The sequence below is a fragment of the Streptococcus oralis genome (assembly GCF_002386345.1).
Taxonomy (GTDB): Bacteria; Bacillota; Bacilli; order Lactobacillales; family Streptococcaceae; genus Streptococcus; species Streptococcus oralis_S.
Map to the genome: position 1 here is coordinate 1,990,447 of NZ_CP023507.1, position 13,171 is coordinate 2,003,617.

The 13,171-nt window shown below is 41.9% G+C and carries 10 protein-coding genes; 8 read left to right on the top strand and 2 right to left on the bottom strand.

Going from position 1 to position 13,171, the window contains the following annotated elements:
• Positions 1–8: 8 nt before the first annotated feature.
• Positions 9–2,267, top strand: coding sequence for a glycogen/starch/alpha-glucan family phosphorylase (gene glgP, locus CO686_RS09880; protein ID WP_096753771.1), 2,259 nt, complete (start codon positions 9–11; stop codon positions 2,265–2,267).
• 250 nt (positions 2,268–2,517) lie between these two features.
• A complete protein-coding gene (locus CO686_RS10520) occupies positions 2,518–2,724 on the top strand; it encodes a hypothetical protein (protein ID WP_009013759.1) in 207 nt (68 codons plus the stop codon).
• A gap of 109 nt (positions 2,725–2,833) precedes the next feature.
• Here the strand turns inward: CO686_RS10520 and CO686_RS09890 are convergent, their stop codons facing one another.
• Positions 2,834–3,682 carry a putative RNA methyltransferase gene (locus tag CO686_RS09890; RefSeq protein WP_044020094.1) on the bottom strand — a complete coding sequence of 283 codons (849 nt, stop codon included), beginning with the start codon at positions 3,680–3,682 and terminating at the stop codon, positions 2,834–2,836.
• Positions 3,683–3,833: 151 nt separating this feature from the next.
• Here CO686_RS09890 and CO686_RS09895 point away from each other — a divergent pair, with 151 nt between their 5' ends.
• Positions 3,834–4,112 carry a DUF6110 family protein gene (locus CO686_RS09895; protein ID WP_000910910.1) on the top strand — a complete coding sequence of 93 codons (279 nt, stop codon included), beginning with the start codon at positions 3,834–3,836 and terminating at the stop codon, positions 4,110–4,112.
• A 1-nt stretch (position 4,113) separates the two neighbouring features.
• Positions 4,114–6,177 (top strand): heavy metal translocating P-type ATPase, encoded by a 2,064-nt coding sequence (locus tag CO686_RS09900; RefSeq protein ID WP_096753772.1) that lies wholly within the window; start codon positions 4,114–4,116, stop codon positions 6,175–6,177.
• Between the two features lie 107 nt (positions 6,178–6,284).
• Here CO686_RS09900 and tyrS read toward each other — a convergent pair whose 3' ends face one another.
• Entirely contained in the window at positions 6,285–7,541 is a 1,257-nt protein-coding gene (tyrS, locus tag CO686_RS09905) for a tyrosine--tRNA ligase (protein WP_096753773.1), read from the bottom strand.
• 140 nt (positions 7,542–7,681) lie between these two features.
• Between tyrS and pbp1b the strand changes: the two genes are divergently transcribed.
• From pbp1b to CO686_RS09925, 4 genes are all read left to right on the top strand, one after another.
• The gene (gene pbp1b, locus CO686_RS09910; RefSeq protein WP_096753774.1) at positions 7,682–10,189 is read left to right on the top strand and encodes a penicillin-binding protein PBP1B; all 2,508 of its coding nucleotides are present in this window, start codon (positions 7,682–7,684) and stop codon (positions 10,187–10,189) included.
• A gap of 77 nt (positions 10,190–10,266) precedes the next feature.
• Positions 10,267–11,178 (top strand): DMT family transporter, encoded by a 912-nt coding sequence (locus CO686_RS09915; RefSeq protein ID WP_096753775.1) that lies wholly within the window; start codon positions 10,267–10,269, stop codon positions 11,176–11,178.
• Positions 11,179–11,262: 84 nt separating this feature from the next.
• On the top strand, positions 11,263–11,961 hold the full coding sequence (gene dapD / locus CO686_RS09920; RefSeq protein ID WP_096753776.1) for a 2,3,4,5-tetrahydropyridine-2,6-dicarboxylate N-acetyltransferase: 699 nt from the start codon (positions 11,263–11,265) through the stop codon (positions 11,959–11,961).
• Between the two features lie 69 nt (positions 11,962–12,030).
• Positions 12,031–13,161, top strand: a complete 1,131-nt coding sequence (locus CO686_RS09925) for an N-acetyldiaminopimelate deacetylase (protein WP_096753777.1) — start codon at positions 12,031–12,033, stop codon at positions 13,159–13,161.
• Positions 13,162–13,171 lie beyond the last annotated feature (10 nt).

The following is a 13,171-nucleotide window of genomic DNA, read 5'->3' on the forward strand; positions in this document are numbered from 1 at the left end:
ACATAAACATGTTACCATTAAACGAATTTGTACAAAAACGTTACAATAAAACCATTGCAGAATGTAGCAATGAAGAGCTTTACCTTGCTCTTCTTAACTACAGCAAGCTTGCAAGCAGCCAAAAACCAGTTAACACTGGTAAGAAAAAGGTTTACTACATCTCAGCTGAGTTCTTGATCGGTAAACTCTTGTCAAACAACTTGATTAACCTTGGTCTTTATGACGAAGTTAAAAAAGAGCTTGCAGCTGCAGGTAAAGAGTTGATCGAAATCGAAGAAGTAGAATTGGAACCATCACTTGGTAACGGTGGTTTGGGACGTTTGGCAGCCTGCTTTATCGACTCAATCGCTACACTTGGTTTGAATGGTGACGGTGTTGGATTGAACTACCACTTCGGTCTTTTCCAACAAGTTCTTAAAAACAACCAACAAGAAACAATTCCTAACGCTTGGTTGACAGAGCAAAACTGGTTGGTACGCTCAAGCCGTAGCTACCAAGTGCCATTTGCACACTTCACATTGACATCTACCCTTTATGATATTGATGTACCTGGTTACAAGACAGCTACTAAAAACCGCTTGCGTTTGTTTGACTTGGATTCAGTTGATTCTTCTATCATCGAAGATGGTATCAACTTTGACAAGACAGATATCGCTCGCAACTTGACTCTCTTCCTTTACCCAGACGATAGCGACAAGCAAGGTGAATTGCTCCGTATCTTCCAACAATACTTCATGGTTTCAAACGGTGCGCAATTGATCATCGACGAAGCAATCGAAAAAGGAAGCAACTTGCATGACCTTGCAGACTACGCTGTTGTACAAATCAACGATACTCACCCATCAATGGTGATTCCTGAATTGATCCGTCTCTTGACTGCGCGAGGTATCGAGCTTGATGAAGCAATCTCAATCGTACGTAGCATGACTGCCTACACTAACCACACAATCCTTGCTGAAGCCCTTGAAAAATGGCCTCTTGAATTCTTGGAAGAAGTGGTTCCTCACTTGGTACCAATCATCGAAGAATTGGACCGTCGTGTGAAGGCAGAATACAAAGATCCAGCTGTTCAAATCATTGATGAAAACGACCGTGTACACATGGCTCACATGGATATCCACTATGGATACAGCGTAAACGGGGTGGCAGCACTCCACACTGAAATCTTGAAGAATTCAGAGTTGAAAGCTTTCTACGACATCTACCCAGAAAAATTCAACAACAAAACAAACGGTATCACATTCCGTCGTTGGCTCATGCATGCCAACCCAAGACTATCTCACTACTTGGATGAGATTATTGGAGAGGGATGGCACCATGAAGCAGATGAGCTTGAAAAACTCTTGTCTTACGAAGACAAAGCAGCTGTCAAAGAAAAATTGGAAAGCATCAAGGCTCACAACAAACGTAAATTGGCTCGTCACTTGAAAGATCACCAAGGTGTGGAAATCAATACAAACTCTATCTTTGATATCCAAATCAAACGTCTTCACGAGTACAAACGCCAACAAATGAACGCTTTGTATGTCATCCACAAATACCTTGATATCAAGGCTGGTAACATCCCTGCTCGTCCAATCACAGTCTTCTTTGGTGGTAAAGCAGCTCCTGCCTACACAATCGCCCAAGACATCATTCACTTGATCCTTTGCTTGTCAGAAGTGATTGCAAATGATCCAGAAGTAGCTCCACACTTGCAAGTGGTTATGGTTGAAAACTACAACGTTACTGCAGCAAGCTTCCTCATCCCAGCATGTGATATCTCAGAACAAATCTCACTTGCTTCTAAAGAAGCTTCAGGTACTGGTAACATGAAATTCATGTTGAACGGAGCTTTGACTCTTGGTACTATGGACGGAGCTAACGTGGAAATTGCTGAGTTGGTTGGCGACGAAAATATCTACATCTTCGGTGAAGATTCAGAAACTGTTATCGACCTTTACGCAAAAGCAGCTTACAAATCAAGCGAATTCTACGCTCGTAAAGCTATCAAACCATTAGTTGACTTCATCGTGAGTGACGCTGTTCTTGCAGTAGGCAAGAAAGAACGCTTGGAACGTCTTTACAACGAATTGATCAACAAAGACTGGTTCATGACTCTCCTTGACTTGGAAGACTACATTAAAGTCAAAGAGCAAATGCTTGCTGACTACGAAGACCGCGACGCATGGTTGGATAAAGTCATCGTTAACATTGCCAAAGCAGGATTCTTCTCATCTGACCGTACAATCGCTCAGTACAACGAAGATATCTGGCACTTGAACTAAGATACAAAATTTATACTAATCACTTTGTAAAAAAAGCGAATTTCAATTGAAATTCGCTTTTTTGAATGATGTGGATTTTAGCCAATCAGGTCTAAAAAGAGATAAATCATAGATACGTTGAAGTTTTAGAAATACTGCTTTTTACTGTATTTCAGTCTCATGATTCTTCGTAGTTGATGGCCTCGTATTTCTTGTATCCGCTTATAATTTGTATTATAATAGCATTGTGGTGAAGAAAGAAGGTGTTTTTATGTGGAAAAAATATTTTTCAAAATATAAATGGACTGATTTATTTTGGATACTATTTGTGGTTTTGTCATCACTCTCGATGGGGAATCGTACTCTTTTTCCACTTACCCATCAAGAAATCTCTTATCATGGGTGCTATTTGGGGATTACACTTGCCTCATTTCACTTATTATTCATTGATAAATTTGTCATTTCGAATCGAAAATAAATGGAGAGGTTAAAATTTTTTCCACTTTTCGGATAGACAGTTGAAAAATCGTGATTTAAACCCACGCCTCAAGAAGAGGTGCGGGTTTTGTCTTATCTGAAAGTTTTATTTACAGTGCTTTCCCAACCAAAATCTCTGCCTCAATGGTAATCTCTGTCAGTTGACTCCAGTCAATTTTGGTCTGGTCAACATGAAAGAGAAGGGGGGTCATGCTAAGTAAAGCTTGGCGTTGCTCGGCTGTGATGGGTTTGGTTAGGGAAGCTATTTGGATAGATTGGATGCTGAAGTATTCCTGGAAATGTTCCTTGATATCTTGGTTGGAATAGTCCTTGTTTGTCAGCTGGTCTTGTACCCTTTGACGGATTTCTTTGAGGTGATTTTCAGTCGGGATGACCTTGATCAAGATGCCATCTTTGGATAAAACGCGACGGAATTCCCCATAGTTGGCAGGTGAAAAGATGTCGAGCAGGATATCCATACTGGCGTCTTTTATAGGAAGTCGAGCCAGGTCACCGACAAACCAATTAACTGACCAGTTGAGTTCACTTTTAGCTGCGATTTGGACCGAGTCTTTTGAAATGTCAAAGGCATAGAAGGTTTTATCAGAGTGACTTTCTTGGAGTTTACGAGAGTAGAAACCTTCGCCACAACCGATATCCAAGACTGTTTTTGCGGATGGATTAGTTGTTAGTAAGTCCGAGATACCTTCTAAAATAGCCTGATAAAAACCAGCTTCAAGAATTTGCTGGCGGTTTTGGAAGTTTTCCTTGTCGTAGTTGGCAGATTGCTTGATTTGCGGAGCCAAGTTGACATAGCCGAATTTTGCCAGATCAAAAGAATGGCGGTTGCTACACTTGAGGCTAGACTCTACCAAGGCCAGATTTTCTTGGCAGATAGGGCAGGAAAAGGCAGTCGCAGAAGCAAAACGCTGAAGTTTGGGTTTGAGGTTTGTATTCATAGTTTAAGTGTATCAAAAGAGGCAAATGAAAGCAACTTTAGAAATAAGTAGATGGGAGATTCAGTAGAAATAAAACTAATTCTCCAATTTATAGAATAAAATTGCTTTTATATCTAAATTTCTATATAATAATGATAAGGAGGAATTAAGTATGTTAAAAGAAGTATTAACCGTTGCAAAAGTTGCGAAAAAATCATCACTCTTTTTGGGTGGTGTCGCATTTGGTACCCTTGGTTTGAAAATCTTGGCAAGTAAGGAAGCTAAAAAAGGTTATTCTAAAGCTTTGGCTAAGGCTTACAAGTTGAAAGACGGGCTAGATGCATCTGTTTCTGTTGTGAAACAACATGGAGACGATGTCTTGCAAGATGCCAAATATTTGTACGAGCAAGAGAAAAAAGAAGAGCAATTAGATAGCCTTATAGGAGAATAATATGTCTTTTAAAGTGCTACATAGAGGATACCAACATATCCGACTATCATCTTCTTTTTCACTCACCTTGGATATTCAAGACTATCTTCGTTCCTTGGCGAGAGATGAAAAGGGGATTGAGTCTATCCAGTTTTACATGGATCAACAGCACTTTACTCTACGCATAAAAGAAGGCTTTTCTGTATTAGATAATGCAGAAGCCTTTTTAAAAAGAATTGATAAAGGGAAAGTTTCTGAGTTGATGACTCTTCCCATTCGTAGAGAAGAGAGTGCTTATTCTATTGTTTCAGGTGCAGCGATTAAGCGTGTACTTTTTCGTAGTTTTGTGCCGTATCCTATTCGCTATATATGGACTTGTTATCAGGCTTTGGGTTATATTAGAGAAGCCTATCAAACACTAGCGCGTAAGGAACTAACGATGGAAGTCTTGGACTGTTCGGCGATTTTATTGTCCTTGTTTATGAACCAATCCAAGACAGCTAGCAATATCATGTTTATGCTTGATTTGGGGAATCATTTAGATCAGTGGTCTTTGAAAAAAACTGCAACAGATTTAGAACAAAGCCTTCTTGCAAAAGAGAGCGACGTATTCTTAGTACAGGGCGATACGGTTGTTAGTATCAAGAGTTCCGATGTTCAAATAGGAGATGTCTTGGTCCTATCTCAAGGAAATGAAATTCTGTTTGATGGACAAGTAGTTTCAGGTTTAGGTATGGTCAACGAAAGTTCCTTGACGGGAGAGAGTTTTCCAGTTGAAAAAAGAGAGTCTGATTTGGTTTGTGCAAATACAGTATTAGAAACTGGAGAGTTACGCATTCGTGTAACCGATAATCAGATGAACAGCCGGATTTTACAACTGATTGAGTTAATGAAGAAATCTGAAGAAAACAAGAAAACGAAACAACGCTATTTCATCAAGATGGCGGATAAGGTCGTCAAATATAATTTCTTGGGGGCTGGGCTAACTTACCTATTAACAGGTTCTTTTTCTAAGGCTATTTCTTTCCTATTAGTCGATTTCTCCTGCGCTTTGAAAATCTCTACTCCTGTAGCTTATTTGACAGCTATCAAGGAGGGGTTGAATCGTGAAATGGTGATTAAGGATGGGGATGTTCTGGAGAAATATCTGGAAGTCGATACCTTCTTATTTGATAAGACTGGGACAATCACAACTAGCTATCCTATAGTTGAAAAGGTGTTACCTTTTGGAGACTATAGTGAGGAAGAAATCTTAAGAATAAGTGCCTGTCTTGAAGAACACATCTATCATCCTATCGCTAATGCCATTGTCAAGCAAGCTGAGATAGAGGGAATTGAACATGAGGAAATGCATGGGAAACTCCAATATATTGCAAGCAAGGGAATTAAGTCCTATATCGATGGCCAACCAGTTGTTATTGGGAATTATGTCTTGATGCAGGATGAGCAGATTCATATCAGTTCGGAACAAAATGCTTTAATTGAAGAGTATAAGAGCCACTACAATCTCTTATTCTTAGCATATCAGAATGAATTGATTGGAATGTTCTGCATCCATACTCCTTTGAGAAAAGAAGCAAAAGCAGCCTTGGAGAAACTTAAGGCACAAGGGAAAAAATTGATTCTGGCAACAGGGGATACCCTGGTTAGGACAGAGGAATTAGTAAAAGATTTGCCCTTTGATCAAGTCTATACAGACTTGAAACCTGATGGGAAGTTTGAGTTAGTAGAGAAACTGCAGAGAGCAGGTCACACTATTTTGATGGTTGGGGATGGATTGAATGACTCAGCTGCTCTAACCCTATCAGATATCGGTGTGGTGATGAATGAGAGTGCAGATATTTCTAAGCAAATGAGTGATATCTTATTGTTAGATAATCGCTTGGATTTCTTCGAGGAATTGAATTCTTTATCTGAATCGTTACAGAAATTAATACAAAGAAATATTCAAGAAACAGTTGTAATAAATGGAAGTTTAATTGGATTTGGGTTGTTAAATTGGTTAAGCCCATCTAATCTTTCGATATTGCACAATCTGACTACTTTAAGAATCGTCCTTCGTAGTCTTTCTATTAAAAGTAGGTAAGAGACCGAGGAGCTGAGGTTATAAAAACTAAAAGGAGTTATTCTCAAATGAGACAACTCCTTTTAGTTTTTAAAATTCGATAATTTATGTTGACAGTTTTAAATGTTTTAGTAGGTTAAAACGAAGTATTTTTTCTTCCCGCGACGGATAACAGTGAGTTCGTTCTCTAACTTATCTGCATCTCCTAAGACATAGTCAAGGTCTTGGATGCGGTCGCCGTTGACGTAAATAGCTCCATTTTGAACATCTTCACGGGCTTGGCGTTTGGAGTTCACCACACCAGATGACACGAGGAGTTCCACGATATTGTGGTTTTCGTCTGCCTGTACTTGGTAGTTTGGCACCCCACGAAGTCCTTGTTTGAGTTCTTTGACAGAAAGGTTTTTGATGTTTCCAGCAAAGAGTTGCTCAGTGATATTGAGGGCTTCCTTGTAAGCTTCTTCACCGTGAACAAGTGTCACGACTTCACGAGCCAAGACTTTTTGAGCCAAGCGTTCGTGTGGAGCTACTTCAAACTGTTTGCGGATGTCTTCAATCTCGTCCAGTGACAAGAAGGTAAAAATCTTCAAGAAGCGAACAGCGTCAGCGTCCATAACATTCATCCAGAATTGGTACATTTCGTATGGGGAAGTCTTTTCAGGATTGAGCCAGATTGCGTTTCCTTCTGATTTACCAAATTTCTTACCAGTTGCGTCTGTGATGAGTGGCACAGTGATAACGTGACCAGTCTTGTCAGCCTTACGACGAAGCAATTCGGTACCTGCAGTCATATTTCCCCATTGGTCAGAACCACCGATTTGAAGGGTTACATTGTGCTCTTGGTTAAGGACGTAGAAGTCATACCCTTGCATGATTTGGTAAGCGAACTCTGTGTAAGAAATCCCTGTCTCGATCCGTTTTTTTACAGACTCCTTACTCATCATGTAGTTGACAGTGAAGTATTTCCCTATATCACGGAGGAAGTCAATGAAGCTGATGCTGCCAAACCAGTCGTAATTGTTGACCATGACAGCTTTATTTTCACCATTTTCAAAGTCAAGAAAACGAGAAAGTTGTCCTTGGATAGACTTGACCCAGCCCTCTACTGTGTCTTTTGTTTGGAGACTACGCTCAGCATCTTTGAAGGACGGATCTCCGATGAGACCTGTAGCACCGCCAACGAGCGCATAAGGTTTGTGACCTGCTAGTTGTAAACGACGACTTGTCAAGATTGCGACAAGGTGACCGAGGTGAAGGCTGTCAGCAGTTGGATCGTAGCCAGTATAATAAGAAACTTGACCTTCTTCTAGGGCTTTGCGCAAAGCTTCTTCATCAGTCGTCTGAAAAATCAAACCACGCTCTTTTAGCTCATCAAAAATGTGCATGTGTCTTTTCTCCTTTATAAAATATTGTTTCTACCTATTGTATCACAAACTTGATTAATAGCCTAGTGGAATAGGGAAGAAAGTGGCTATTTTATTGAAAGTTTCCCTTTTATGGTATAATAGAGAAAGCGAGGACATTCATGAAAGAAAGAATTAATGAATTAAAAACAAAAATGCTGCATTTTTTCCAGCAGCTAATACAACGAATTGCAAAATGGAAGAAAAGACTAGCAGAAAAACTAGCTAATAAGAAAACCAGTAAAAAGGGGATCTCTTCTGATAAAGTTAGAAGGGCAGGGTCTATTTTTGCTAAGGTTTTGAGTGGGTTTAAAATAGTCTTTAACACTCTCTTTATCTTAGGCTTTATCGGTGGACTGTTTGGCGCTGGTGTGGCTATAGGTTATGGAGTCGCTCTATTTGACAAGGCCCAGGTGCCTCAAGCAGAAGAGTTGGTCAAGCAAGTGAAGGATATTGCCTCTATCTCAGAAATCACTTATTCTGACGGCAGTACCATTGCCTCGATCGAGGGCGATTTATTGCGCACTTCAGTCGCTTCAGATGCTATCTCAGATAACCTTAAGAAAGCCATTGTTGCGACAGAGGACGAGCATTTCAATGAGCACAAGGGAGTTGTGCCTAAGGCCGTTATTCGTGCGACTTTGGGAACCTTTGTCGGTCTAGGTTCGTCTAGTGGTGGTTCGACCTTGACCCAGCAGGTCATCAAGCAACAAGTAGTGGGGGATGCTCCAACTCTAGCTCGTAAGGCTAAAGAGATTATTGATGCTCTTGCTTTAGAGCGGGCCATGGGTAAGGATGAGATTTTGACAACCTACCTTAACATAGCTCCTTTTGGTCGCAATCATAAAGGTCAAAATATTGCAGGTGCCCAGCAGGCTGCAGAAGGAATCTTTGGGGTCAATGCTTCGGATTTAACGGTCCCTCAAGCAGCCTTTATCGCAGGATTGCCACAGAGTCCAATCAGTTATTCTCCTTATGAATCTGATGGTAGTATGAAGAGTGATGAGGATATGGCTCTGGGAATCAAGCGTGCCAAGGATGTCCTCTACAACATGTACCGGACAGGGGCTCTAAGTCAGGAAGACTACGATAAGTACAAAGATTATGACTTTAAGAAAGACTTCCTACCATCAGGTAGTGTTAGTGGTACTTCACGTGACTATCTCTACTATGCAACCTTGGCAGAAGCTACTGACCGCATGTATGATTACCTCGTCCAACGAGATAATGTTTCTGCGCAAGAATTAAAGAATGAGTCCATTCAGAAATCCTATCGTGATTTAGCCACTAAGGAAATTGAAAATGGTGGATATAAGATTACGACAACTATCAATAAAAATGTTCATGCTGCGATGCAAAATGCGGTTGCGACCTACGGCTATCTGCTAGATGATTCGACAGGCCAGCCTGAGGTGGGGAATGTCCTCATGGACAACCAAACGGGAGCTATCCTTGGATTTGTTGGTGGTCGTAATTATCAAGAAAATCAGAACAATCACGCTATCGATACCAAGCGTTCTCCAGCTTCAACCACAAAACCTATATTGGCCTATGGTATCGCTATTGACCAAGGTTTGATGGGAAGTGCAAGTATCTTATCAAACTATCCTACCAACTTCTCAAATGGAAATCCCATCATGTATGTCAATAGTCCTGGTACAGGCATGATGACATTGGGAGAAGCTCTTAACTACTCATGGAATATCCCAGCCTACTGGACGTATCGTACGCTTCGAGAGAAGGGTGTGGATGTCAAAGGCTATATGGAAAAAATGGGTTACGAAATCCCAGAATATGGGATTGAAAGTTTACCGATGGGTGGAGGGATTGACGTTACAGTTGCCCAGCATACCAACGGGTATCAAACTCTGGCCAACAACGGAGTTTACCATAAGAAACATATGATCGCGAAGATCGAATCAACGGATGGCCGACTGGTATACGAGCACAAGGATGAGCCTGTCCAAGTTTATTCAAAAGCGACAGCAACCATCATGCAAAGTCTCCTTCGAGATGTTATCTCATCTCGGATTACCTCAAGTTTCCAGACGGACTTGACGACTATCAATCCATCCCTAGCTCGTGCTGACTGGATCGGAAAAACTGGTACGACCAATGAAGATGAAAATATGTGGCTTATGCTTTCTACACCTCGCTTGACTTTGGGTGGCTGGTTAGGTCACGATGACAACCGACCACTAGCCAAAGGAGCAGGCCACTACCGCAATGCCAACTATATGGCCCACTTGGTCAATGCTATCCAGCAAGCTGAACCTGGAATATGGGGGAATGAGCGCTTTAATCTGGATCCAAGTGTGACCAAGTCGCAAGTTCTCCGATCTACAGGGCAAAAACCAGGCAAGGTTTCCATCAATGGGAAAGAAATAGAAGTTTCTGGATCAACAGTAACGAGCTACTGGGCGACTAAGGAAGGCGCCCCAGTGACCACCTATCGCTTTGCTATTGGAGGAAGCGATGCAGATTATCTGAACGCATGGAAGAATATTCTAGGAAGCGTTCCAGCAGTGACTCCTCCAAGCTCAAGTTCAAGCAGTAGCTCTGGAAGTTCAAGTTCGAGTGGAAATACTCAAAGTGGTTCTTCAGGACGTTCACGTCTATTTAATCGTTAAGAAAGAGTAGTAGCAAGGTTAGTAATTTCTCCTTGTTGCTACTTTTTTCTTTGTTGGTTTCGTGTTACAATAATAATATGAATCATTATCAGAAAAAGATTGTTAAGGGGACAGTATACTCGCTACTCTCAGGCCTAATCTGGGGGATTTGTGGGATTTTAGGAGAGTATTTTTTCACTCATTATCCAGTGTCTTCTGGATGGATTACTTCTATGCGTTTACTAGTAGCAGGGAGTTTGGTTTTAGGTTTATCTGCTTTTCAGTTGCGTAGCCGCTTGTTGGACATCTGGCGTGATAAGAAAAATTATCTACCTTTTTTAGCCTATGCTATTCTAGGTATTTTTTCTGTGCAGTTTTTCTTCTATCTCTGCGTTGAGTATTCCAATGCGACGACGGCGACAATTTTGCAATTTATCAGTCCAGTTTTTATTTTGTTTTACAATCGCATTGTCTACCAGAAGAAGGCTTCGATTACAGCGATTCTCTATGTTTTGATTGCCATGCTAGGTGTTTTTTTGATGGCCACAAAAGGGGACTTGTCCCAGTTGTCCATGACACCCTTGGCTCTAGTGACTGGTCTACTCAGTGCAGTAGGGGTCATGTTTAATGTTATTCTTCCCCAACGCTTTGCACGCCACTATGGTTTTGTCCCCACTGTTGGTTGGGGGATGATTCTGGCAGGTCTCTTTAGTAATTTCCTTTACCCTATTTATCGGATAAGTTTTCAAGTGGATCTGGTAAGTGTGCTGATTTGTCTGACGATTGCCGTTTTTGGTACTGCTTTTGCCTTCTTCCTATCTATGAAGGCTGTGTCACTCGTTTCTCCGCTGGTTGTATCGGTGGTGAGTGCTAGCGAACCGCTCTCTTCAGCTTTATTAAGTGTTCTTTTTTTGGGATTGGTCATGGATGGTTTTTTGGCCTTAGCTATGGTGTTGATTATCGTTCCGATGATTTTCTTATCTGTAGAAGAAGCAAAACAAGCCAGGTAAAGATGATTATTTGATAGTTGAGGCTTCAAATTTGAGGCCTTTTTTGGTAGAATAGGTATCATTATAACGAACCAGGAGGCACCTATGACTGCTACAAAAATGAACGCTCAAGAAATTATTCAATTTATCGCCAATGCTGAAAAGAAAACCAGTGTCAAAGTAACCTTTGAGGGGCAACTCGCAACTGCTGTGCCTAGCTCTGTTGTCAAACTAAGAAATGTTTTATTCGGAGACTGGAAGGATGTCGCTCCGCTTCTTGAAGGTTTAGTAGAAAATCAAGATTATGTTGTCGAGCAAGATGCTCGTAATTCTGCAGTTCCTTTGTTAGATAAACGTGCTATCAATGCTCGTATCGAGCCAGGTGCTATTATCCGTGACCAGGTTGAAATTGGTGACAATGCTGTTATCATGATGGGAGCTGTAATCAATATCGGTGCTGAAATCGGTGCTGGAACCATGATTGACATGGGTGCCATCCTTGGTGGTCGTGCTATCGTTGGGAAGAACAGCCACGTTGGCGCAGGTGCGGTTTTGGCAGGTGTGATTGAGCCAGCTAGTGCCGATCCAGTCCGTGTCGGGGACAATGTTCTCATCGGAGCCAATGCAGTGGTCATCGAAGGTGTCCAAATCGGTAGTGGTTCAGTTGTCGCTGCAGGAGCTATCGTGACTCAAGATGTCCCAGAAAATGTAGTGGTAGCAGGCGTTCCGGCTCGTATTATCAAAGAAATCGATGCCCAAACCCAACAAAAAACAGCGCTTGAGGATGCGCTTCGTACCTTGTAATTGTAAAAGTAAAAAAGAGGCGGAACCCTTTTTCCAGCCTCTTTCTTCTATCAAAAGGAGGATCGATAGATGTTAGATTTGATTCAGACTCGACGAGATTTGCACCAGATTCCAGAGATTGGCTTGGAGGAGTTCAAGACTCAGGCTTATTTGCTGGATGTGATTGAGAAATTGACTTCGGATAAGGACTTTGTTCAAGTTCGTACTTGGCGAACAGGGATTTTGGTCTATTTGCAGGGAAGCCAGCCGAAGCGGACCATTGGTTGGCGGACAGACATTGATGGTCTGCCTATTGTCGAACAAACAGGTCTACCTTTTGCTTCTCAACACCAAGGTCGCATGCATGCCTGTGGACACGATTTTCATATGACCATTGCCTTGGGCTGTCTCGAACGCGCCCTGGAGGAGCAACCCAAGAATAATCTGCTCTTTCTATTTCAACCTGCTGAAGAAAATGAAGCTGGTGGCATGCTCATGTATGAGGACGGTGCTTTTGGAGACTGGCTACCAGACCAGTTTTATGGACTCCATGTTCGTCCGGATTTGAAAGTTGGTCAGATTGCGACCAATACACACACTCTCTTTGCAGGGACTTGTGAAGTGAAGATTCGTTTCAAAGGAAAAGGGGGGCACGCTGCTTTTCCACATGAGGCCAATGATGCCTTGGTGGCTGCTAGCTACTTTATCACTCAGGTGCAGTCAGTGGTTAGCCGCAATGTTAATCCAATCGAGGGAGCAGTGGTGACCTTTGGCCTTTTCCAAGCTGGTGTTGCGAATAATGTCATCACAGATACAGCCTTTTTACATGGTACCATTCGCGCCTTGACTCAGGACATGAGCCTCTTGGTGCAAAAAAGAGTCAAGACAGTCGCAGAAGGTGTCGCGGCAGCCTTTGGGATGGAAGTCGAAGTAGAACTCAAGCAAGGAGGCTACCTACCTGTTGAGAACAATCCAGCCTTGGCGCGTGAACTGATGGACTTTTTTGAAGAGAAAGACGGAGTCGAGTTGATTGATATCGAGCCTGCTATGACTGGTGAAGACTTTGGTTATCTCCTTTCGAAGGTAGATGGCGTTATGTTCTGGCTAGGTATCGATAGTCCCTACGCCCTTCATCATCCTCAGATGAGCCCTAAGGAAGAAGCCTTAGCCATTGGGGTAGATGCGGTCTCTAGTTTCTTGAATAAGAAGGCAGCAGAGTAGAGGAATTGTC

Excerpts from the sequence above, each read along its gene's own strand:
- glgP (WP_096753771.1), top strand. The coding sequence starts at position 9 with ATGTTACCATTAAACGAATTTGTACAAAAACGTTACAATAAAACCATT.
- CO686_RS10520 (WP_009013759.1), top strand. The coding sequence starts at position 2,518 with ATGTGGAAAAAATATTTTTCAAAATATAAATGGACTGATTTATTTTGG.
- CO686_RS09890 (WP_044020094.1), bottom strand. The coding sequence starts at position 3,682 with ATGAATACAAACCTCAAACCCAAACTTCAGCGTTTTGCTTCTGCGACT.
- CO686_RS09895 (WP_000910910.1), top strand. The coding sequence starts at position 3,834 with ATGTTAAAAGAAGTATTAACCGTTGCAAAAGTTGCGAAAAAATCATCA.
- CO686_RS09900 (WP_096753772.1), top strand. The coding sequence starts at position 4,114 with ATGTCTTTTAAAGTGCTACATAGAGGATACCAACATATCCGACTATCA.
- tyrS (WP_096753773.1), bottom strand. The coding sequence starts at position 7,541 with ATGCACATTTTTGATGAGCTAAAAGAGCGTGGTTTGATTTTTCAGACG.
- pbp1b (WP_096753774.1), top strand. The coding sequence starts at position 7,682 with ATGAAAGAAAGAATTAATGAATTAAAAACAAAAATGCTGCATTTTTTC.
- CO686_RS09915 (WP_096753775.1), top strand. The coding sequence starts at position 10,267 with ATGAATCATTATCAGAAAAAGATTGTTAAGGGGACAGTATACTCGCTA.
- dapD (WP_096753776.1), top strand. The coding sequence starts at position 11,263 with ATGACTGCTACAAAAATGAACGCTCAAGAAATTATTCAATTTATCGCC.
- CO686_RS09925 (WP_096753777.1), top strand. The coding sequence starts at position 12,031 with ATGTTAGATTTGATTCAGACTCGACGAGATTTGCACCAGATTCCAGAG.